We start from the raw sequence: 21682 nt of genomic DNA, 5'->3' as shown, positions 1-21682 counted from the left end.
ACAAACTCAACTAGGGATTTAAATCTTTATAAATCATATAAAGATAAGCTGGAATATTATTTGACACACAGTATGGATAATTTACTTGGAGAGGTGGGAGATGTAAGAATAAGCTCACCTGCCCAAGATGACTTTCTGGAGAAATTGTTTGAGAAGTTTAAAAATCAAAAATTATTTCTCTCTAGGCCGAGTTTTTCTATAACTTCAAATTACAAACTTTTATTTAACAAAATTTTTGAAACGTATATTGGTGTAAAATACTTAGATCAAGCAAATAAACATGTGAGCATTAAGAAATATTTACAGCAAGTCTTTGAAGAAAAAAATCTTTTGGATAAGAAAGTGGTACAAGATTTTACGATTAAACCCTTCAAGGATCTAGATAACATAATTAAAATAAATGTTGATTTTGGTTACAAAAATGGAGTTTGGAATTATATGCAAACTATTCCTAAACTGACTGGTCCTAGTAAAAATACTGAATGGTACGCTAAAACAAAATTTATGTTTGATAATATCGATTCTGATGCAAAGGTCCATCTGTTATATCGTTCTTCAGAAATCAACGATAAAGATGGTTTTTATGAAGTAATTGATTATTTCGCTAACATGAATAGAGAACGAATTCATAAATTAGACTTAGATGAACATAACAAGGTAATCGAGTTATGCAATGTAATTGAACGTGACGCTCACGATATCGATGAATTTATGATCTCGTGATTTTAAGGCATCTCTAATGAGGTGCTTTTTTCTTACCTTTACATACGAACATTCATTCTCTATAATAAGAATAAAGGAGGGAACAAGTGTGCGTAGAACATTGGAGAAGTCGGTAAGATTTGGCGATGTCTTGGATATGGTGTATGTAGCGAACGATGGATCAATTACCGAACGGCGTATAAAGGTGCTACAGCTCGGAGAAGTTTCATTCAGGGCATACTGCTATCTGCGGAAGTCCAAACGAACTTTTACTATCGGCAATGTTTTGGCGATTGTCCCTGTGATTGTTAAGGAAAGAAGGGTTATTTAATGAGGGTATTGGGCGATATAAAAGACCGCGGCCGTATCAAATGGACGGCGATGATGTTGCCTGAGTACACCGAAATGCTAAGGGATTGGTATGTCGAGGATGGTCTGACGAATCGGCCAGAACTGACTGAATGGGATTTGGTAGCCATCCAGGAAGAAATCGAAATAGCGTATAAGCGAAAATGCGAAACCTTAATCAAAACTTGGCGCGAAGGACGTATTATTGAACACCAAGGCACTATAGAAAAAATCGATCTACATAACAAGACAATCCTGCTTGCTGATCCGTTCGGCGATGAACGAATCTCGATCGAACAAATCATATCTGCTCGATGCATCGACTGATCACTCTTGTGAGTGGTCTTTTTTTGATAGTGAAATAAGAAGGACTTTAGCATACTGTGTCGAATGTAGGCAATAGGAGGGGGATATAATGAAACAATTGAAATTGAAAAGGCTTTTTTCGGTATTGATGGCGTTTATATTGATCGTAGGTTTTATACCAAAAGCCGATGCAGCAGCAAAAGAACTAAAGGTGCATTTTATTGACGTAGGGCAGGGCGATGCAATTCTGATCCAGTCACCCAATGGAAAAAACATGCTAGTGGACGGCGGACCTAAGTCTGCAGGGAAGCATGTCGTTGATTTTCTCAAGGCTAAAGGAGTTAAAAAGCTGGACTATGTCGTAGCGACGCATCCAGATGCCGATCATATCGGTGGATTAATCGAAGTGTTGAACACGTTCAATGTCAGCAGTTTTGTTGATTCAGGCTATGTCCATACGTCCCAAACGTATTATGAACTACTTACCTTGATCGACAAGAAAAACATCAAGTTTTCCGTCGCTGAAGAGTTGGACAAGATTGCATTAGATCCTAACATGATTATTCGTGTGCTTTATACGGATGAAAATGCGAAGGATAGTAATGATGCATCAATTGTCTTGAAAGCAACTTACAACAAAGTGTCATTTCTATTAATGGGTGATGCGGACACAGCAATCGAGGATTATATCCGTGATAAGTATGATGTATCGGCAACCGTGCTTAAAAATGGTCATCACGGTTCTAATACGAGCAGCTCGGCTGCATTTATCAGCAATGTAAAACCTAAAGTTGCTGTATTGTCATATGGCAAAAATAATTCATACGGCCATCCAAATGCGGCCATTGAAGCGCGCTTGAAAAATGTCGGAGCCAAAACCTATAAAACTGCTGTTGATTGCGACATCACAGTGACGACAGATGGAGTAAAGCATTCAGTGTCCAATAGCTGCGGCAAAACGGTAGCCAAGCCAGCGCCACCTGCTAAACCTGCACCAAAGCCAGTGACCAAACCTGCACCAGTAACGCAAACGAACTTTAAAAACTGTACCGAGTTGCGTAAGGTCTATCCAAAAGGTGTAAGCAAAGATCATCCAGCGTATCAACCTAAAATGGACCGTGATAAAGATGGGTGGGCGTGTGAACGATGACAAATAAGTATACGCTCGATCGAATCGAAAATAAGATGTATGTATTATTGGATTATCCTAATGAAGAAAAGCAACTTTTGATTCCCGTTAATAAATACAATGGCGAGCTTGCAGAAGGTGACATTGTCGTCATCGAAAATGATATGATCGTCGAAGTGTTAGAACAAGAAACGCAAGATATGAAAAAGAAAGTGAGCAGCCTGCTTGAAAAACTCAAGAACAAGAAATAAAAAGAAGAGGGGGCTCATGCCTCCTCTAACATATCTTCAGAAAATCAATATGAAAACAGCCGCAGACTCAATGAAGTGCGGCTGTTTTTTCGTTTTAAGACACAACGAGAAAGACGGAATATTATATAGAAGGTTTTCATCCGATTGTGGTTGCTTTTAAACGAATCACATTTTCGATCATTGAAATGTGGTCTTTTTAAAACTCAACCACGCATAAAATCACGAAAATTGACAACGACAGAAACTTACAGAAAACAAAAGGGATGACGAAACGCAATACACCGCATTTTGATAACTAAATTTATATCCTGAAAATGACGGAAAAAGGTGCTTTAAATGATGATCGTATTGCTTATCATCTCTGTACTGGTTTTGATCGCCTTACCGAATGTGACAAAACATTCAAAGTCGATTGATGAAAAAGGGTGCCAGGCATTTGTTAAAATGGCTCAGGGGCAAGTAGAAGCATATAAGATGGAGCATCATACCATTCCAACAATTGAAGAGTTGACAGCTGACAATTACTTGCCGGAAGATGCCAAATGTCCGGACGGCACAGAGATTTCAATTGATGATGGAATCGTGATCGCACGTAGCAATAATGAAGACGACTAACGAAAACGGGTTTACTTTCTTGGAAATGCTTTTGGTGTTAAGCGTCATCGCAGTATTGACAGCGGTCATTCTGCCAATCGGCGATCGCTGGATAACGAAACAGAGCGAGGAAGAAGCGTTGTACACATTCATTGCGACGATACATCATGCCCAGGCATATGCCATGGCTAACGAAACCTATACAGCAATCAGATTTAGAAATTCCGGGAGGTCTTACAGTTTGTTTGCCCCTAGTTCAGAGACATACAGCACCATCGATTTTCCGGAAGGCATGTACTCGGTAAGCGGCGGTCCGGTCGAATTTCATCCGAATGGCCATATCATTAATCCGGGAACAATCAAATTGAGGACCTCTACAGGAGACAAGCGATTGACATTGCAATTCCAGCACGGGAGGGTGCTCGTCTATGACTAATGAAAGAGGGTATTCTTGGCCGGAGTCAATTTTATCCCTAGTCATAATTACGGTCGTTTTCGGAACGCTGCTGCCTCTCTATTCACATATGTCAGCGCGTCTGGAAATGAAGAAACTCGGCATGCATGCTGCGGAATCTGCCTATCACGGGGCAATTCTCCATAATGCATACGGGATGATGGCGGGGACGAACCATATAGAGAAGACTTTATACAACTGGTCTGTTGAAAGTGAAGGCATCTGTGTAACCTATACCTATATTGAACGGGAATTCGTAAAATGCATAGCGTACTGAAATACCGAAATGAAGCAGGATACACACTTATGGAAGCTTTGTTTCAATTAGTTATCATGAGCATTTTCCTTCATTTTATCATCCTATTCTTCTATTGGAAACTTCCGATTGAGCGTCAGTTACAAGATTATTATGCAACTGAATGGGAACTGTTTGCGATCGATCTACAAGCATTGTTGGTTGAAGTTGAAGATTTCAGCGTTTTGATGGGCGATCGGGCCATTTCATTTACCAATGAAAGAGGGGAAATTACTATTGGCCAGCATAATTATGTTATTCGCAAACAGGTCTATTCGGCAGGTCATATCACGCTTTTCACAAATGTTTCAAGTGTGATCTTTACCCATGATGGGTATGAGCTCAACGTGGAAGTGACAATGCTTGACGGAAGTAAGCGGGAAAGGAGTTTTGCAATTGGGATTCGCCAGGAATGAGGAAGGAACCATTTTAGCCGCATCGCTAATTTTATTATTTCTCGTTAGCCTCTTTCTCTTTACTATTGTTTCGTGGCATACTAATCTATACAGAACATTCGATTCAATCGAAATCCATTACGAGAAAGAAACAACAAAGTTAATGAGGCAAGGCGGGTAAAATATGAAAAGAGTATACTTGGTCGGTTTCATGGGAAGCGGAAAGAGCGCGATTGGCAAGCGGCTTGGGACGTTGTTGAATTTGCCTTTTTACGATATGGACACTGAAATTGCCAACCAGACAGGCATGACGATTCCACAAATTTTCGAAACATATGGTGAAGAAGGGTTCCGGGAAATGGAAACGGAGTTCCTGTGCAACTTTCCCGACGAATATTGTATCATTGCGACCGGCGGCGGCGTTGCGATGAAGGAGGAGAACAGGAAGATTATGAGAAGGACAGGTCTTGTCTTTTACTTGAATTCCACGTTTCGTGATATTTGGCGCAGAATTTCGACTGACGTCAATAGACCGATTGTTCAGCGATCCTCAAGAAATGAATTGGAAAAGCTCTTTCACAATAGGAAGCAGCTTTATTTGCAAAGCGCCCATTTCAAAGTCGAGACGACAAATAGGACATTAAATGAAATTACACAGTATATCGCTTCGCAGATTCTAAGATTGAGGAACAACTGATTGGTGTCCTGAAATATCCGATGATTAAAAAACGAACTATCTGATGTGATAGACAAATAATTGTTCGTGAATTGAATAATACTTGAAAAAAGATTGCGCTTTTAAAAATGAAATGTTAAGATGTAAGGCGAAAGGGCAGTTATTTGTCCGAATTTTACTCATATTATTTTTAAACTGCATATGGCGGATGATTGGATGGGGAGAGCACGCATTGGGCGTCGCCGAAGGAGCAAGTAACGGAAGTTATGAATCTCTCAGGCAAAAAGACTCATTCATGACGCGTCTCTGGAGAGTGCCGACATTGTCGGCCACCAAAGAGGAAAGCCGTAAGGTCAAACTTTCAGGTACACGGACAGAGGTTCTCTTATTTCAAGGGGACCTCTGTCTTTTTTTATCAATTATTTCAAGGGGGATATGGCTTTGACAGGAACTTTGAAACGTACCGCGCTTTTTGATAGTTATCAAGAGTACGGCGGAAAGACAATTGATTTTGGTGGTTGGGAATTGCCTGTTCAGTTTTCAAGCATTAAGGCTGAACATGAAGCTGTTCGGACGAAAGCTGGCCTATTTGACGTTTCGCATATGGGTGAAGTATTTGTGTCAGGCAAAGATGCACTTGCCTTCCTGCAAGGGTTGGTTACAAACGATGTCTCGAAATTAAAGGACGGTCAAGCACAATACACTGCAATGTGTTATGAGAATGGTGGTACAGTGGATGATCTTCTCATCTATAAAAGGAAAGAGAATGATTATCTACTAGTTGTGAATGCTTCCAATATCGAAAAGGACGTCGAATGGATGAAGCAGCATGCAGTGGGAGAAGTGGTCATTGATGACCGTTCCAATGAATTTGGCCTGCTCGCCTTACAAGGTCCGAAAGCGCAACAAGTATTGCAGAAATTGACTTCTGAACCATTGGATGAAATCAAGTTCTTCCGTTTCAAAGAAGATGTGGATATTTCCGGACACAGTGTTCTTGTATCTCGCACGGGATATACAGGCGAAGATGGCTTCGAGATTTACGGATCGCCGGAATCCATCGTCGCTCTTTGGTCGGCAATATTGGAAGCTGGAGAAGAGGAAGGGATAGTGCCAGCAGGTTTAGGGGCTCGTGATACTCTTCGATTCGAAGCGGGATTGCCGCTTTACGGTCAGGAATTGTCGAAAGATATTTCCCCGCTTGAAACAGGTCTGGGATTTGTCGTGAAATTGAATAAGGAAACAGATTTCATCGGCAGAGACGCGCTTGCTGCACAAAAAGAGAACGGTGTTCCGAGGAAGCTTGTCGGCATTGAAATGATTGATAAAGGAATTCCGCGGACCGGCTATAAAGTTTTCATTGGCGAAGAGGAGATCGGGGAAGTCACTACTGGAACCCAATCGCCTACTTTGAAAAAGAACATCGGTTTCGCACTTCTGGCAACTGAGCATACAGCCGAAGGGACGGAAGTGGAAGTCGAAATCCGCGGCAAACGTCTGAAAGCGGTATTGATTGCGACACCTTTCTATAAACGATAATGAATGAAGAGGAGACATGTTGATATGAAGCATCGTTATATTCCTATGACAGATACGGATCGGGATGAAATGCTATCGGCAATCGGTATTGCAACGGTTGATGAGCTGTTTGAAGATATTCCGGAAAAAGTCCGTTTTAAAGGTGAACTGAATATTAAACCAGCGAAATCGGAGTCCTCATTAACGAAGGAGCTTGCTCGACTTGCAGCGAAAAATGCGGATGCGCGCACATATGCATCTTTCCTAGGTGCGGGTGTGTATGATCATTACAAGCCGATCATCGTTGACCATGTCATTTCGCGTTCCGAATTCTATACAGCCTATACACCGTACCAACCAGAAATTTCGCAAGGTGAATTGCAAGCGATTTTCGAATTCCAGACAATGATCTGTGAATTGACGGGCATGGACATTTCCAACTCATCGATGTACGACGGTGGTACCGCTCTGGCAGAGGCAGGGACTATGGCGGCAGGGCATACACGCCGCACGAAAATCCTTGTGTCCGAAACGGTCCATCCAGAAGCACGAGACGTAGTTGTATCCTATGCGGCAGGTCAATTTATTGATGTCCTCACAATCCCTCAAAAAGATGGTGTGACGGATGTGGCTTCACTCGAGGAGTTGCTCGATGATAATACAGCAGCAGTTCTCGTCCAATATCCGAACTTTTTTGGCCAAGTGGAAGACATCCAAAAAATCGGCGACATCACTCATGATAAAGGCGGCTTGTTAGTCGTATCGGCGAATCCGCTAGCATTAGGTGTGTTGACGCCTCCGGGCAAATTAGGCGCAGATATCACAGTCGGTGATGCGCAGCCGTTCGGCATTTCCGAACAATTCGGCGGACCGCATTGCGGATACTTTGCAACTACGAAAAAGTTGATGAGGAAAATGCCGGGAAGATTGGTAGGGGAGACGACTGACGGAGAAGGCAGACGTGGATACGTACTGACGCTTCAAGCACGTGAGCAACATATCCGACGCGACAAAGCGACATCCAATATATGTTCGAACCAAGCCCTGAATGCCCTTGCAGCTTCGGTTGCAATGACCGCTTTAGGAAAAGCCGGTACAAAGGAAATTGCATACCAAAATATAGCAAAAACCGCATATGCGAAAAGTATGCTTGAGAAAGCTGGATTCGAAGTGAAATATGGCGGAGTTCATTTCAATGAAATTGTCGTGGCACTTAAGAAGCCGGTTAAAGAAGTGAATGCGAAGCTTCTTGAAAAAGGATTCATTGGCGGATATGATCTTGGGTTGACATACCCTGAGCTTTCCAACCATGTATTAATTGCCGTTACAGAACAGCGTACGAAAGAAGAAATCGATGCACTTGTGCAGGAAATGGAGGCTATCCATGCATAAAGATAACCAACCGCTCATTTTTGAAATAACAAAAGCAGGCCGGATCGGCTATAGCTTGCCAGAACTCGATGTTCCTGAAATCGATCTTTCAAGCCATTTGTCTGGAGGTCTTCTCAGAGAAGAATCTCCTGAGCTTCCCGAAGTTTCCGAGCTTGATATTATGCGCCATTATACAGCATTATCCAATCGTAACCATGGGGTCGACACCGGTTTCTATCCACTAGGATCATGTACGATGAAGTATAATCCTAAAATCAATGAAGCAGTGGCTAGATTCCCGGGATTTGCAAACATTCATCCACTGCAGGATGAATCGACTGTCCAAGGTGCAATGGAAATGATGTATGACCTACAGGAACACCTTGAAGAAATTACCGGAATGGATGAAGTGACACTTCAACCAGCGGCAGGTGCACATGGTGAATGGACAGCTCTTATGATGATCCGTGCATTTCACGAAGCGAATGGTGAATCCCACCGTACGAAAGTGCTTGTACCGGACTCTGCACATGGCACAAACCCTGCTTCTGCTACCGTTGCAGGTTTTGATACTGTAACTGTTAAATCAAATGAATTCGGGCTTGTCGATATCGAAGATCTACAATCGAAAGTCGGACCGGATACTGCTGCTCTTATGTTGACGAATCCAAATACACTGGGACTATTTGAAGAAGATATTCTTCAAATGGCTGAAATTGTTCACGGCGTAGGAGGAAAATTATATTATGATGGTGCTAACCTGAATGCTGTCATGGCAAAGGCGCGTCCTGGAGATATGGGCTTTGATGCGGTTCACTTGAACTTGCATAAGACATTTACAGGTCCTCATGGCGGGGGTGGCCCGGGTTCAGGTCCTGTCGGCGTAACGAAGGAATTGGCTCCGTTCTTGCCAAAACCGATCCTTGTCAAAGAGGATGACCGTTATACATTCAAATACGACGTTCCTCAATCAATCGGTCGCGTGAAGCCTTTCTATGGAAACTTCGGCATTTACTTGCGCGCGTACACATATATCCGCTCAATGGGTCCGGACGGCTTGAAAGCTGTTACAGAGAATGCGGTATTGAATGCGAATTATATGATGCGCAGACTGGAACCTTATTTCGACCTGCCTTACAAGCAGCACTGTAAGCATGAGTTCGTATTGTCAGGGCGTCGCCAGAAGAAATTGGGCGTCCGGACATTGGATATGGCGAAACGGCTGCTTGACTTCGGCTTCCATCCGCCGACGATCTACTTCCCGCTGAATGTTGAAGAGGCGATCATGATCGAGCCGACAGAGACGGAATCGAAGGAGACGCTTGATTCTTTCATTGATACAATGATCCAAATTGCGAAAGAAGCTGAAGAGAATCCTGAAATTGTACAGGAAGCGCCTCATACGACAGTCATCAACCGTCTTGATGAGACAAAAGCAGCCCGTCAACCGGTACTGCGATATATCAAAGAAGAAGAGCTTGTAAATGCGTAAGATGGAATAAAGAAAGGAGAGTCCCTTGATAGAGGGCTCTCCTTTTTAAGTCTGATTATGAAAAACCGATGGAACCATTTTGTTCCCATTCACCTTTTGAAGACCGCCGATGTTGTTTCTGAAGCTCTTCGATTCTGCGCTCATAGACAATCTTACCTTCATAATGATATCCGATAGCAACAGACATGTACAATTCGTTTAATTGAGATATGGACAGACCTTTTGTTTTGATGGCCATTTCATCGAGTTGGTCATCATTGAAAAGCTTCTTAATATCAAGTTGTTGTAAATAAGCTCTTCTCACTTCCATCTTGGGAGAAGGGATCTCATAAGTGCTGTCGAAGCGTCCAGCTCTATTAATCAGCGCTGGGTCAATCCGTTCGGGGTAATTGGTCGTCCCGATGATGAAAAGGCCATCTCGGACTCTTGCGCCGTCTAACGTATTCAAAAATGTGCTCCGTGTATGTTCGGGCATAGAGTCAATATCTTCGATGACAAGAATTGCTGGAGCCATTCTTGCGACTGTACTGAAAACCTCTTCAACGGAATAACTGCCCGTATGTTCTGTGATTTGCCAGTAGATCACTGGGGCTGTTGTAGAACCTGTGATCGAACGGACAAGTGTTGTTTTTCCGTTTCCAGGGGAGCCGTGCAATAGGATGCCGCGCTTATAAGGTAGGCCGTACTCCTTATAAAAGGTTCCATCATTTTTGAAAAACTCATCGACAGAACGAAAAATATCGTTTTTTATCGTATCTTCAAGAAAAACACCATCTCTATCAATCGTCTGTTCATGTGCGAAACTTTTTTTCATTACACCACTCTCAGAGTCGACCAGATAAGTGATGGTTTGTTTCATCTGTTCCCGCTGCAAGCGGTTAACAGTCTCTATGAAGTGCATTGCTTTTTCAGATGAAGGTGAGAATATATGATATTCCGGCCATGTCGAACCGCTATCGACATAATAGACAATTTGGGTAAAGGCAATATCGTATTCTGGAAAATAGAACAGTTGATTTTCGATCGTTTCGGAAATGCGCAATTCAAACGCTCGATCCGATTCAGTCTTTTCCACTTTCCCGGATGGCCGCGTGCCATATACATATCCCAGCGATTCGAATTGCAATTTTCCTTTCTTCATTAACTCATCGATTACGGATTCGGCGTGTGAAATAAGTTCTTCGGCCTGGATGATTTTCCAATCCTGTTTATTTCGTTTGTTTAACCTATCCATGATCTTTCGGATTATGAAGGCATAATTTTCATAGTTAGGATTTGTATTGTGAAATAATTCGTCTACTGGTAATAAAGTTGAGTTATCCATACAGGGCTCCTATTCATTGTGATATAGAAAAAGCTCCTCCGATGGAAGAACTTTCTTATGCAGAGTATTATTTACTTTTCACTTTTCCTGTCCACGTACGGAATCCACCTTGCAGCTGGTAAAGTTGAGTGTAGTCCCGTTTCTTCAGATACAAAGCAGCCCGAGAGCTTTTGCCCCCGTTTTGATCATACAGATAGACTGGCTTGTCCGGACGGATTTCTTTAAAGCGCTGACGGAATTGTGAATACGGAATGTTGCGGGCGCCTAAAATGTGACCTGCTTCAAATTCCTTCGGTTCACGCACATCGATCAACTGCGCTTTTCTATAACCTTCGATAAATTGCTCTTGTGTTAAGTTTGTTACCGCTTTTTTGACGCGAAGCATCGTAATGACAAAATACAAAATGATCGCGAGTACTACCGCTCCAAGAATAATATAATCCACAACCGATTTTCCCCTTTCTTTCTATAGTTCCATTATAAAGAATGAGTAGCACTTGTTCAATGGGAATGATAAAATGATATGCATTGTGGGTAAGGGGGGAAGAGATTTGGCGAAGACAGTTTGGAGTTTTCTTAATTCAGGAAAATGCTCTCCATCATACAATATGGCGCTTGATGAGGCGCTATTGGAATGGCATAGCAGGGGAGAAATCGGCCCGGTTCTTCGATTTTATGAATGGGAGCCCGCGACTTTGTCGATCGGCTATTTTCAAAGCGTGGAAAAGGAAATCGAAATGGATGCAGTCGACAAGCACGGACTCGGTTTTGTACGCCGCCCGACTGGCGGAAGAGGCGTCCTGCATGAACACGAACTTACATATAGCGTTATCGTTACAGAAGAATATCCTGGGATGCCGGAAACTGTCACAGAGGCGTATCGGGTCATTTCCGGCGGTCTGTTGGAAGGTTTCCGCAATCTAGGTCTGCATGCCGAATTTTCAGTGCCCGTGTCGAAGGAGCAGAACGAAAACTTGAAAAAGCCGAAAAGTGCTGTTTGTTTTGACGCACCAAGCTGGTACGAACTCGTCGTGGAAGGGAAGAAGGTTGCGGGAAGCGCGCAAACCCGTCAGAAAGGTATTATTTTACAACACGGAGCAATCCTATTGGGGTTGGATGAGGAAAAGCTTGTATCCTTGTTCAAGTTTGAGTCCGAGGAAAGTCGGAAGAGGATGCGCGAAAGCCTGCCGGAAAAAGCGGTTGCCATCGATCGACTGACCGATCGGGATGTTTCCGTGGGGGAATGTGTCGAAGCTTTCGCGAAAGGGTTCGAAACAGCTCTGGATATCGTCCTCCAACCAATGGAATTGACGAAAGAACAGTTGCTTTATGTCGAAGAAATTGAACAGCGGAAATATGCGAACAAAGACTGGACGTTTAAAAAATGAGGCTGGCTCTTTCGAACTATTTTTTACAGTGAACCGCATAATATCAACTTCGGTTTTTTTTGTTCGAAATCTTATCATTGCGGCAGGTTTCAATATGTAGTAGATTAGGGAAGAGATTTAACACAACATGTTGTGTTGATAAAAAATATACCAGAAGGAGGATGCGTTAATGGTAATTGTTTCAAAGCATCAGGAGCCAATTCTGGACAAGGCGCGGATAAATTCGGATATTGCCGAATTCCCGCAAGTGCATCCAATTACAGAAGACATGAAAATCGAGCATAGCGGGGTATCCCGTCTCGTTATGATTGATCGTTATTCTTTCAAAGATACCGAAAAGAAAACCCTGAAAGTCGGTGATTTTGTCGTCTTGACGGTAAAGGAAGATCCGAAGTTCCCGGCAAGGGGATTAGGGTTCATCACAGCACTTGATGAGAAGAACCGAAAAGCGGATATTTGGATTGAAAAGGAATATCGCAGTGCAATCGATAATCCTGAAAACCAGGAAACAGGCATTATTACAAGACCGATCGATGTGATTGAAAAGCCGCTTGAGGTTTTCTATGAGCAAATTGCAAAACGGAATGCTACAGGGCTCGCATCGGTCGAGAAAACGGAAGAGCAACGCAAGGCATCGTTTGACCAGTTTTATGGACAACTGTCCAAAATGAACTTCATTCCAGCGGGCCGTGTATTATACGGGGCTGGATCGGATACAGAAGTGACGTTTTTCAACTGTTACGTCATGCCGTTCGTGGCGGATTCCCGTGAAGGGATTTCCGATCACCGTAAACAGGTGATGGAAATTATGAGCCGTGGCGGCGGTGTTGGAACGAATGGTTCCACATTACGACCACGCAACACATTAGCACGCGGCGTCAATGGTAAATCGTCTGGATCAGTATCTTGGCTGGATGACATAGCGAAATTGACACATCTTGTCGAACAAGGCGGGTCTAGACGTGGCGCACAGATGATCATGCTGGCGGACTGGCACCCTGACATTTGCGAGTTCATCATTTCCAAAATGCAGAATCCGCGGATTCTCCGTTATCTTCTAGAGCATACAGAAGATGAAATGATCAAGAAGCTAGCAAATGAAAAACTGAAATTCAAACCGCTCACTACGCAAGAGGAAGCGATGTACCAAGGGATCCTCAACTATCGCACAATCCCTGGAATGGGCGGTTTCAACGAAGCTATCTTGAAAGATGCAGAGACGAAACTACGTGACGGAGGAACGTATTCAGTACACAATCCTGAGTTCCTGACGGGCGCGAATATCTCTGTCACATTGACAGACGACTTCATGGAAGCTGTCGAACAGGACGCTGACTACGAGCTTCGTTTCCCAGCAGTAGAAAAATACTCCCCTGAAGAAATGGCTGCTTATAATGAGGAGTGGCATAAAGTCGGAGATGTGCGTGAATGGGAGCGTCTTGGATATGAAGTTCGTGTTTACCGGACAATCAAAGCGCGTGCACTTTGGGATCTTATTAATATTTGTGCAACGTACTCTGCAGAACCAGGCATTTTCTTTATCGATAATGCAAACAACGAAACGAACGCTAAAGCATACGGCCAGCAAGTCGTAGCAACAAACCCGTGTGGTGGACTTCGCCTCACGTTAAAAATTGCGGGATGAAGCGGGGAAGCTGAGAATGCCAATCCGAACCGAAGGCTGAAGGTAAAGCTTCAGTCAGGGGCAACGCATACCTGGTGATCCTGTTTAATAATAAAACAGACTATAATCCAGGCACGAGACCGCAAGGCTGTTTTTATAAAACAGTCAAAATGTATGCTGAACTTACAGGAAGTTGAACTGTAAGAACTGAAGGATAAAAAGCCTTCAGGATAACAAAATTGGAACAACCATTAGCGCCATATTCGGTTTGTAACCTTGCTGCCGTTAACCTTGCTGAGTTTGCAGATAAAGAATCAAAAACAGTGAACTACGAGAAGTTAAAGGAAACAGTCCGTGTAGGTGTCCGTATGCAGGACAACGTCATCGATGCGACACCTTATTTCCTTGAGGAAAATAAAGTACAAGCCCTCGGCGAACGTCGTGTAGGACTTGGTGTTATGGGGCTTGCCGATCTACTAATTTATTGTGAAAAAGAATATGGCTCAGAAGAAGGCAACGAGCTTGTCGACAAAGTGTTCGAAGCGATTGCGACAACTGCTTACCGAGAATCGATCGAGCTTGCGAAAGAGAAGGGGAGCTTCCCGTTCCTTATCGGCAAGACGGATGAGGAAACGAAAGCACTTCGCGAAGCATACATCAATACAGGATTCATGAAAAAAATGCCGGAAGATATCCGTGAGTCAATTTTGGAACACGGTATTAGAAACTCTCATTTATTAACAGTGGCGCCAACTGGATCCACGGGAACCATGGTTGGAGTTTCTACCGGATTAGAACCATATTTTTCCTTTACTTATTACCGTAGTGGACGTCTTGGGAAATTCATCGAGGTCAAAGCGGGCATCGTAGAAGAATACTTAAAACGTCACCCTGAAGCGGATCCGGAAAACCTTCCTGAATGGTTCATTTCATCAATGAGCCTTGCACCGGAAGCACATGCGGATGTACAATGCATCATCCAGCGCTGGATTGACAGCTCAATTTCGAAGACGGTCAACGCACCACGCGGCTATACAGTCGAACAGGTAGAAAGCGTCTATGAACGTCTTTATAAAGGTGGAGCGAAAGGCGGCACAGTGTATGTGGACGGCAGCCGTGACTCGCAAGTGCTCACGCTGAAAGCCGAAGAGAACGAGATGGACTCTGATTATGTAGAAGAGACTATCGAACAACGAAAAGTAGTACTCGTAAATACGATTCAAGACTTGCGTTCAACCAACGTCACGATCGGTTCAGAAGTCGGCGATACATGCCCTGTCTGTAGACAAGGAACCGTCGAGGAAATGGGCGGCTGCAACACATGCACAAACTGTAATGCGCAGTTGAAATGTGGATTATAATAAAAAAGCGGACTGTCTAGTAAGTCTGCAAAATAAAACAGGTAAGGAAAAACAAATGTTATTCCTTGCCTGTTTTTTCTATCTGCTTATAATTTTTCCGAACAATTGAAAAGTTTGATATAATAAATAAGATAGTGAATTCATTGCTGTTCCGCAAATAGGAATGAAAATAAAGTTAAATAGGGGGATATTATGACTGAAGATTTTTATTGTGATGAAGTATTAAGTGGTAAAACCCAAGTAAATAAAGTATTAGAGACAGAAAATGTACTAGCTTATCACCATACAAAACCTTTTTATCCAGTTCATATTGTTGCAATTCCAAAGAAACACATCTCTTCTCTAATCACGTTAGAAGAAAGTGACAAGGGATTATTACTCGAGTTACTCGGGGTAATTAAAAAGGTTGCAACGACTGTTACAGAAGAAAATGGAGCTTGCAGAGTTATAACGAACTTGGGAGATTATCAGGATTCCAAACATCTACATTGGCATATCGTCTTTGGGAAACCACTGCGATAGCTGCAAAGCAATCAGGCTATATCGTAGGCGATACAGGGGCTTCAGAAATGGTGGCTGCTGATTTAGTTGGAGCCAAGAGATGGTTAGCTAACCACACACAGTGAGAAAGGGAAAACTGTTGAACCAGATTACATAGCGAATGATTTAAAGGACGCTGTTAGTTTGATTTCAAATGGTTTAGTGAAATTAAGTTTAAGATAAATGAGTGAAACAACATCTTCTAGAATAGGTCCATTTAATGGAATAAATGTAGGAGGGTAAATCATGACCCCAAAACGTAACCTAGTATTGTTTATTGCTTCAAGTTTGGATGGCTATATTGCTACAAAAGAAGAATCTCTAGAATGGTTATTCAAAGTTGAAGGTGAAGGAGATAACGGTTTTGCAGAGTTTTATGAAACAGTTGATACAGTTATAATGGGTAAAAGAACTTATGATTGGGTAATGAAACAAGATATTAAGGAGTTCCCATATAAAAACAAGGAGTGCTATGTATTTACAAGGTCGGTTGTTGAAGATACCGAAAATGTTAGGTTTGTTAATGACGATGTAACCGATTTTGTCCATAAATTGAAAGACAAGGAAGGGAAGAACATTTGGATCGTTGGTGGAGGAGAGTTACTATACTCTTTTCTTCAAGAAAAATTAGTTGATGAATTTATCATAACGGTTGCTCCAACTATTATTGGTAAAGGAATACCATTGTTCAGGGAGGGCGATTTTCAATTAGACCTTTCATTAAAGGGGGTAAGAAAATTTAATCAGTTTGTAGAATTACATTATATACGGTAAAGACCATTCGAAGCAGGTCTGAGATATTGGGGTATAAGGATTTTTATTCAAGAAATGAGCACAGTGTTGAATATGCACTGCGCATTATAACTCTTGAAAGAAAAAGGAGGGGTTGGATGTTAAATCGAGTCATTCAACAATTCAAATTGAATGTGTTATCAATTAATGAAGTTGAAGATTCCCATAGTTCAACAGTTTATAAATGCAAATTGCTTAATGGGGAAAATTTTTTTTGAAAATACCTTACACAAAATTGAAGTGTCAGCGAGAGTTGGAAGCCTATGAAATCTTAAAAGATAGAGTTTCTATTCCTAAAATGTTGGATTATTGGTCTGGTGACGAGGAGTGTCCCGGTGCGTTCTTATTATCCGAATTAAAGGACAACCGATAACAAATAAGGCTTTACCCACAGTTGCGTTTCAGGTTGGGGTCCTTCATGCCTCTATGCATCAAATTCAGCCGCCTACTACGATACAGTTATCTGGCATACAAGATGAATTTCCGGACTGGTCTAATTTTGTAGAACGCCAATTTTATAGTTTTGCTGAGGATGTAAAGGGAGTTTTGGATGTAAGTTCATACAGACAGGCCATTGAAAAGTTCGAAAATATGAAACTACAACTCCCTTCTTCAGATGGCCCGAGCTTTATACATATGGATTTTCGTCCAGCAAATATAATTGTTGATGAAGATAAGGTGTCAGGCATGATCGATTTTGAAAGTGTACGATTTGGCTCAACAGAAATCGATTTCACCAAACTGTATCGTGATTTTTTAAGCTTCAATTTTAGCTTGTATCAGTCCTATCAAGAAGGCTATAACACCTTAAGACCATTAATTGATTTGGAGGTTGTGTTGCCTTTTTATCAATTTACAGATGCTTTTAATAGTATTGGCTGGTGTAAACGCCGTGGAATTGAAAAGAACGCATCATTTCTGGAGAAAAATCTATCAATCCTTAAAAAAGTGTTACTATAAACCACAATCGGGCACAATTGAATCCAAAATATTAGTAGGCTCTTAGTTGAGTGGAGCGGAAGACGGCCGACTCCGGGAGGGTCAGCGGGACAGGTGAAACAACCGACGGAAGCGAAGCGAACGGGTTGGTTCACCGCCCGCCCTCCGGAAAGCATGCCGTTTGGAGCGCAAATCAACGGGTTATACACAATTCCAATAAAAAAGGAAGTGCCCCAGCTAATCGGGGCACTTCCTTTTATTAATTCGCGGGAACAGTCGATTCTTTCATTTTCTGATCTGTTGCCTTCAAAATATCGACATTCTCAATTCCTTGCTCTTCAATTTCAAGCAACTTATTGAAAGAGGCAATCGCCACTTCTACCTGCTTATCCTCAGGTTCCTTCGTCGTCAACAACTGAAGCCATAAGCCTGGATAACCTAAATACTTCAATACAGGAATGTTCCGCAAGCTGTTCGTAAACTGCAACACTTCGAAAGATACGCCGATCACGACTGGAATCAATAGAATCCGGTTGACAATTCTAAGCCAAAAAGGATCAGTCGGAACTAAGAAGTAGATGAACATCCCGACAATCACCGTAAACAGCAAGAAACTGCTTCCGCACCTGTAATGGAGCCTGGACTGCGCTTGGACATTCTCAACGGTTAGCGGAAGGCCATTCTCATAAGCATTGATCACTTTATGCTCCGCACCATGGTATTTGAAAACACGCTTAATGATCGGTGTCATGGAGATAAGGGAAATGTACAACAGTAATAATGTGAGCTTGAAAAAGCTCTCCAGCAAAATTTGAGCAGTCTTTCCAGGTGCTATGAAATCTAGCATTTGCGCTAAAAAGACTGGCACAAGCGTAAACGCGAACTTGCCAAATAAAAATGAAAGGACGCCGACCGCCGCGACCCCGATGACCATGGCAAGTTTAGATGTCTCCTCGCCATTCTCTTGGACTTCCTCGCCAGGCATGACGTCATAACGCTCGTTCGCAAACGTCAAATGTCTGGATCCGATGCCTGCTGATTCGATTAAAGCAACAATTCCACGCACAAAAGGAATCTTTTTTAATTTCGTGGAGATCGGCTTCTGCTCCTTAGGGACATAGAAATAATCGAGGGAATCATCTTTGCGCCGGATAGCTGTTACTGTATGGTTTCTGCTGCCGAACATAACGCCTTCGATGAGCGCCTGCCCACCGTACGCTGGCGGTTGCTGTTTTTTAGTCATGGGTTACCAACACCTTCTCTTATCAAATGAAAAGCAAAATGTGAAATAGGATGTACGCAATAACAATATAACAAATAACTTATCTTACTATTGTACAAAAAAACGGTTGTCGACTCCACCATTAAGGTTTAAAAAAGAACCGATTTCCCGACACTCTTCATAAGGAGGAGTCGAGATGTTTAACAAAACAATGGTATGGACGACAATCATGGCAGCATTATTTACTATAGGAGCATTGAAATTCCTGCATTTTTTCAATTTCATCAAATGGTCACCGGTCGGTTGGGGCAAAAAATGGCTATTATTCGGGTCTTCGAATGAAGGGTGGAAGTGGGCAATCCTATTCATCATCCTCTTCATTGTTTTTGGTCTATTCTATGGACTGTCAAGAGCCGCTTCTAATATCCCCCCGGCAGTTACAGCTATCGCAGTGAGTATTATTGCTGCTGTTGCTATCGAATGGATCATCTATTCTCCGCAGACAGTTACAGAAGGGGTAAAGAAATTGTCAATTCCCTTCTTTTCAATTATCGCAATCGTTACTCGGTTCATTACGGGTACTGCGGTTTATATGAAGAAAACTTTTGATTGACAACTATAAATAGGTTGCGCCACTGGAACGATATGATAAAATGGGGAAGAAAATGGTGAGGGGAATGGTGTAGCTGTGAGACTGCTTGTTTTGAATGGACCGAATTTGAATCGGCTAGGCAAAAGGGAACCTGGGATCTATGGCGCAGAAACGTTATCGGATGTTGAAAATAATCTACAAACGATTGCTACAGAAGAGCTCATTGACATTTCTTTTTATCAATCGAATGTGGAGGGTGCATTAATCGATAAAATCCACGAAGCCGAAGATTCAGGATGCGACGGAATAATTTTCAATCCTGGAGCTTATACACATACGAGTGTTGCATTGCGAGATGCAATCGCTTCCGTCGATGTCCCGGTCATCGAAGTCCATATTTCGAATATACATAGTCGGGAACCATTCAGACAAACTTCAATGCTCGCACCGGTGTGCATCGGGCAATTGTCCGGCTTTGGTACAAACGGCTATGAGCTTGCTCTCCGGGCTTTCCTTCTCCGAAGAAAAGGGGTAAAGCTATGAAATTGGCAAAATTGCGGGAAGCATTGAAAGAAAACGGTTTAGATGCGCTATTGGTGACGAATCCATATAACAGACGTTATATGACAGGGTTTACAGGAAGTGCGGGTGTTGCAGTTGTTTCAGCTGAAGATGCGGTTTTCATCACCGATTTCAGGTACACGGAACAAGCGGCCAAGCAAGTACAAGGATTCCGTATCGTCAAACATGAAAAAACAATCATTGAAGAAGTCGCCAATCAAGTGAAGGAAATGAAAATCAAAAAATTAGGCTTTGAAAAAGATAATGTTTCTTTTGGCACGTACGAATTATATAATGACAAAGTGGATGCCGAACTGAAGGCAGTATCCGGCATTGTCGAAAAGCTTCGTATGGTGAAAACAGCTGATGAAATCGAGATTCTTCAACAAGCGGCGAAAATTGCGGATGATGCATTTGCGCATATTTGCACTTTCATTAAACCGGGAGTCACTGAGCTGGAAGTGTCAAACGAACTTGAAATGTTCATGAGAAAACAAGGTGCAACTTCCTCTTCATTCGATACGATTGTAGCTTCAGGGGAGCGTGGTGCATTACCGCATGGCGTCGCTTCAGATAAAGTGATCCAATCCGGCGAACTTGTCACATTGGATTTTGGGGCGCTTTATAATGGATATATTTCAGACATCACCCGGACTGTCGCGGTAGGCGAACCTTCCGAACAGCTGAAGGAGATCTATGAAGTGACTCTTGCGGCGCAAGTACTCGCTTTAGAAAAGATCAAACCGGGTATGACGGGAATAGAAGCGGATGCAATTGCCCGCGATTACATCAAATCCAAAGGATATGGGGATGCCTTCGGACACTCAACGGGACACGGCATCGGCTTGGAAGTGCATGAAGGTCCGGCATTATCATTCCGTTCGGAAACGGTTCTTGTGCCGAACATGACAGTCACTGTCGAACCGGGCATTTACTTACCTGGAATCGGCGGTGTACGTATAGAGGATGATATACTGATCACGGAAGACGGCAATGTCCGTTTGACGCATTCACCTAAAGAATTAATCATCCTATAACGAACAAAATGGAGGAAAAAGCATGATTTCAGTAAACGAATTTAAAACAGGTCTAACTATCGAATTTGAAGGGGACATTTGGCGCATCATCGATTTCCAACACGTAAAGCCGGGAAAAGGTGCAGCATTCGTCCGTTCAAAACTGCGTAATCTGCGTACAGGGAATGTGAATGAAAAGACATTCCGTGCAGGTGAGAAGGTTGAAAAAGCGCAAATCGATAACCGTCGCATGCAATACTTGTATGCAAACGGTGATGACCATGTCTTCATGGACAACGAATCTTACGAGCAGATCGAATTGCCATCAGCACAGATTGAAGAGGAATTGAACTACTTGAGAGAGAACATGGAAATCCATATCATCTCATTCAAAGACGAAATCCTCGGTGTTGAGCTTCCAGTGACGGTCACTCTAGAAGTGACGGAAACGGAACCAGGCATCAAAGGCGACACTGCAAGCGGTGGTTCGAAGCCTGCAACATTGGAAACAGGTCTCGTGGTCCAAGTTCCATTCTTCGTTAACGTCGGAGATAAATTGATCATCAACACTGAAGAAGGCGAATACGTTTCAAGAGCATAATGCCGATCGGCACTCCGACTCCTTAAGGGAGACGGGGTGTTTCTTACGTTCAGTCAAGTAGTTTTATACACTTTATTTGTGAATATAAATTATATAGTCTGGGGCGGATGGAAATCTAATGATATTAGTCTTTTTGCGTATACTAAATAAACCTTGTGAATTTGAATTTTTTTCACTAGGTGTGTACGTAT

The 21682-nt window shown here is 42.6% G+C and carries 24 protein-coding genes, 2 pseudogenes and 1 riboswitch; of the genes and pseudogenes, 23 read left to right on the top strand and 3 right to left on the bottom strand.

The window, feature by feature from the left end; genetic code table 11:
- The 13 genes from AWV70_RS20215 to gcvPB all read left to right on the top strand — a co-directional run.
- On the top strand, nt 1–723 hold a 723-nt coding region (locus AWV70_RS20215; protein ID WP_201024421.1), incomplete at its 5' end, for a hypothetical protein.
- Between the two features lie 88 nt (nt 724–811).
- Nucleotides 812–1033, top strand: a complete 222-nt coding sequence (locus AWV70_RS20210) for a hypothetical protein (protein ID WP_060210297.1) — start codon at nt 812–814, stop codon at nt 1031–1033.
- Nucleotides 1033–1377 (top strand): YolD-like family protein, encoded by a 345-nt coding sequence (locus tag AWV70_RS20205; RefSeq protein ID WP_060210296.1) that lies wholly within the window; start codon nt 1033–1035, stop codon nt 1375–1377. The genes AWV70_RS20210 and AWV70_RS20205 overlap by 1 nt, the downstream gene beginning before the upstream one ends.
- Nucleotides 1378–1465: 88 nt before the next feature.
- Nucleotides 1466–2506 carry an MBL fold metallo-hydrolase gene (locus AWV70_RS25210; RefSeq protein ID WP_060210295.1) on the top strand — a complete coding sequence of 347 codons (1041 nt, stop codon included), beginning with the start codon at nt 1466–1468 and terminating at the stop codon, nt 2504–2506.
- On the top strand, nt 2503–2736 hold the full coding sequence (locus AWV70_RS20195; RefSeq protein WP_060210294.1) for a DUF3006 domain-containing protein: 234 nt from the start codon (nt 2503–2505) through the stop codon (nt 2734–2736). Before AWV70_RS25210 ends, AWV70_RS20195 begins: the two co-directional genes overlap by 4 nt.
- A gap of 336 nt (nt 2737–3072) precedes the next feature.
- A complete protein-coding gene (comGC, locus tag AWV70_RS20190; RefSeq protein ID WP_060210293.1) occupies nt 3073–3351 on the top strand; it encodes a competence type IV pilus major pilin ComGC in 279 nt (92 codons plus the stop codon).
- Entirely contained in the window at nt 3338–3766 is a 429-nt protein-coding gene (comGD, locus tag AWV70_RS20185) for a competence type IV pilus minor pilin ComGD (protein WP_060210292.1), read from the top strand. The genes comGC and comGD overlap by 14 nt, the downstream gene beginning before the upstream one ends.
- Nucleotides 3759–4061 (top strand): hypothetical protein, encoded by a 303-nt coding sequence (locus AWV70_RS20180; protein WP_060210291.1) that lies wholly within the window; start codon nt 3759–3761, stop codon nt 4059–4061. Before comGD ends, AWV70_RS20180 begins: the two co-directional genes overlap by 8 nt.
- Nucleotides 4046–4495 carry a competence type IV pilus minor pilin ComGF gene (comGF, locus tag AWV70_RS20175; RefSeq protein WP_082713738.1) on the top strand — a complete coding sequence of 150 codons (450 nt, stop codon included), beginning with the start codon at nt 4046–4048 and terminating at the stop codon, nt 4493–4495. The genes AWV70_RS20180 and comGF overlap by 16 nt, the downstream gene beginning before the upstream one ends.
- Nucleotides 4496–4658: 163 nt before the next feature.
- Nucleotides 4659–5171 carry a shikimate kinase gene (locus AWV70_RS20165; RefSeq protein WP_060210288.1) on the top strand — a complete coding sequence of 171 codons (513 nt, stop codon included), beginning with the start codon at nt 4659–4661 and terminating at the stop codon, nt 5169–5171.
- Nucleotides 5172–5358: 187 nt separating this feature from the next.
- Nucleotides 5359–5451: riboswitch (glycine riboswitch) on the top strand.
- Nucleotides 5452–5585: 134 nt separating this feature from the next.
- Nucleotides 5586–6689, top strand: a complete 1104-nt coding sequence (gcvT, locus tag AWV70_RS20160) for a glycine cleavage system aminomethyltransferase GcvT (protein ID WP_060210287.1) — start codon at nt 5586–5588, stop codon at nt 6687–6689.
- A 24-nt stretch (nt 6690–6713) separates the two neighbouring features.
- On the top strand, nt 6714–8060 hold the full coding sequence (gene gcvPA, locus AWV70_RS20155) for an aminomethyl-transferring glycine dehydrogenase subunit GcvPA (RefSeq protein WP_060210286.1): 1347 nt from the start codon (nt 6714–6716) through the stop codon (nt 8058–8060).
- The gene (gcvPB, locus tag AWV70_RS20150) at nt 8053–9531 is read left to right on the top strand and encodes an aminomethyl-transferring glycine dehydrogenase subunit GcvPB (protein WP_060210285.1); all 1479 of its coding nucleotides are present in this window, start codon (nt 8053–8055) and stop codon (nt 9529–9531) included. The genes gcvPA and gcvPB overlap by 8 nt, the downstream gene beginning before the upstream one ends.
- A gap of 55 nt (nt 9532–9586) precedes the next feature.
- On the opposite strand, the gene AWV70_RS20145 is transcribed toward gcvPB, so the two are convergent.
- Both AWV70_RS20145 and AWV70_RS20140 read right to left on the bottom strand, forming a co-directional pair.
- Nucleotides 9587–10855: an AAA family ATPase gene (locus AWV70_RS20145; protein ID WP_060210284.1), complete on the bottom strand. Its 1269-nt coding sequence runs from the start codon at nt 10853–10855 to the stop codon at nt 9587–9589.
- 67 nt (nt 10856–10922) lie between these two features.
- On the bottom strand, nt 10923–11240 hold the full coding sequence (locus AWV70_RS20140) for a rhodanese-like domain-containing protein (protein ID WP_414714855.1): 318 nt from the start codon (nt 11238–11240) through the stop codon (nt 10923–10925).
- A 133-nt stretch (nt 11241–11373) separates the two neighbouring features.
- Between AWV70_RS20140 and AWV70_RS20135 the strand changes: the two genes are divergently transcribed.
- From AWV70_RS20135 to AWV70_RS20110, 6 genes and pseudogenes are all read left to right on the top strand, one after another.
- A complete protein-coding gene (locus AWV70_RS20135) occupies nt 11374–12243 on the top strand; it encodes a lipoate--protein ligase family protein (protein WP_060210414.1) in 870 nt (289 codons plus the stop codon).
- Nucleotides 12244–12412: 169 nt separating this feature from the next.
- Nucleotides 12413–13855, top strand: a pseudogene (locus AWV70_RS20130) (vitamin B12-dependent ribonucleotide reductase); the annotation flags it as partial.
- Nucleotides 13856–14109: 254 nt separating this feature from the next.
- Nucleotides 14110–15228 (top strand): annotated as a pseudogene (locus tag AWV70_RS20125) (ribonucleotide-diphosphate reductase subunit alpha); the annotation flags it as partial.
- Nucleotides 15229–15420: 192 nt separating this feature from the next.
- On the top strand, nt 15421–15750 hold the full coding sequence (locus tag AWV70_RS20120; RefSeq protein WP_060210282.1) for an HIT domain-containing protein: 330 nt from the start codon (nt 15421–15423) through the stop codon (nt 15748–15750).
- 264 nt (nt 15751–16014) lie between these two features.
- Complete coding sequence (locus AWV70_RS20115) at nt 16015–16542, top strand: dihydrofolate reductase family protein (protein WP_060210281.1); 528 nt, start codon at nt 16015–16017, stop codon at nt 16540–16542.
- A gap of 345 nt (nt 16543–16887) precedes the next feature.
- Nucleotides 16888–17520, top strand: coding sequence for an aminoglycoside phosphotransferase family protein (locus tag AWV70_RS20110; RefSeq protein WP_306464408.1), 633 nt, complete (start codon nt 16888–16890; stop codon nt 17518–17520).
- A gap of 238 nt (nt 17521–17758) precedes the next feature.
- Here AWV70_RS20110 and AWV70_RS20105 read toward each other — a convergent pair whose 3' ends face one another.
- Nucleotides 17759–18742 (bottom strand): DUF1385 domain-containing protein, encoded by a 984-nt coding sequence (locus AWV70_RS20105; RefSeq protein WP_060210280.1) that lies wholly within the window; start codon nt 18740–18742, stop codon nt 17759–17761.
- Nucleotides 18743–18917: 175 nt separating this feature from the next.
- Here AWV70_RS20105 and AWV70_RS20100 point away from each other — a divergent pair, with 175 nt between their 5' ends.
- From AWV70_RS20100 to efp, 4 genes are all read left to right on the top strand, one after another.
- Nucleotides 18918–19334: a hypothetical protein gene (locus AWV70_RS20100; RefSeq protein WP_060210279.1), complete on the top strand. Its 417-nt coding sequence runs from the start codon at nt 18918–18920 to the stop codon at nt 19332–19334.
- Nucleotides 19335–19409: 75 nt separating this feature from the next.
- Nucleotides 19410–19856, top strand: coding sequence for a type II 3-dehydroquinate dehydratase (gene aroQ, locus AWV70_RS20095; RefSeq protein ID WP_060210278.1), 447 nt, complete (start codon nt 19410–19412; stop codon nt 19854–19856).
- Nucleotides 19853–20911 carry a M24 family metallopeptidase gene (locus AWV70_RS20090; RefSeq protein WP_060210277.1) on the top strand — a complete coding sequence of 353 codons (1059 nt, stop codon included), beginning with the start codon at nt 19853–19855 and terminating at the stop codon, nt 20909–20911. Before aroQ ends, AWV70_RS20090 begins: the two co-directional genes overlap by 4 nt.
- 22 nt (nt 20912–20933) lie before the next feature.
- The gene (efp, locus tag AWV70_RS20085; RefSeq protein WP_060210276.1) at nt 20934–21491 is read left to right on the top strand and encodes an elongation factor P; all 558 of its coding nucleotides are present in this window, start codon (nt 20934–20936) and stop codon (nt 21489–21491) included.
- The last annotated feature ends 191 nt before the right edge of the window (nt 21492–21682 follow it).

The sequence above is a fragment of the Sporosarcina koreensis genome (genome assembly GCF_001531445.1).
Taxonomy (GTDB): Bacteria; Bacillota; Bacilli; order Bacillales_A; family Planococcaceae; genus Sporosarcina; species Sporosarcina koreensis_C.
The sequence above is the reverse complement of the archived record's forward strand: the minus strand, read 5'-3'. Positions and strand labels throughout refer to the sequence as shown.